2 rRNA genes are annotated in these 606 nt (G+C 48.5%); both read right to left on the bottom strand.

Going from position 1 to position 606, the window contains the following annotated elements:
• Positions 1-126, bottom strand: a 23S ribosomal RNA gene (locus AB4Z30_RS29930); the annotation flags it as partial.
• A gap of 367 nt (positions 127-493) precedes the next feature.
• Positions 494-606 (bottom strand): 16S ribosomal RNA (locus AB4Z30_RS29925); the annotation flags it as partial.

Raw genomic sequence — 606 nt, 5'->3', positions numbered from 1 at the left:
TTCCCCATTCGGACATCCCCGGATCAAAGCTTGCTTACAGCTCCCCGAGGCAGTTTCGTTGTTCGCCACGTCCTTCATCGGCTCCTAGCGCCTAGGCATCCTCCGTGTGCTCTTAGTAGCTTAACCATTGCGCTCGTGTTCGAGCTGTCGCTTCCCTTGTTTTGCTTGCGCAAAGCCAAAAGTCGCTCCATTTCGATCACTCGCTCCAGCAATCTACCGTTTTTATTGAAACTTGTTTTAACACAAGTTCAGCTAAAAAGGAATGTTCTAATTCGCGTTTGTTTCGTTTCRATATCTAGTTTTCAAAGAACAAATCGTTTGGTTCGGGCCGCTCACAAGAAGTGTCGGTCGAATAAACGAGAAGTTTTGAGAGTTTGAGCTCTCAAAACTGAGCAACGAGTGAGTTGAAAGCTTTACGAAGTAAAGCYCGCTTCGGAAGCATACTTCCTGAAGACTTTTTGAATGTTTCCACGCGGGAAACGATTCTCCATAGAAAGGAGGTGATCCAGCCGCACCTTCCGATACGGCTACCTTGTTACGACTTCACCCCAATCATCTATCCCACCTTCGGCGGCTGGCTCCTTGCGGTTACCCCACCGACTTCGG

It is taken from the genome of Paenibacillus sp. 2TAF8 (genome assembly GCF_052114825.1).
Classification (GTDB): Bacteria; Bacillota; Bacilli; order Paenibacillales; family Paenibacillaceae; genus Paenibacillus.
The sequence above is the reverse complement of the archived record's forward strand: the minus strand, read 5'-3'. Positions and strand labels throughout refer to the sequence as shown.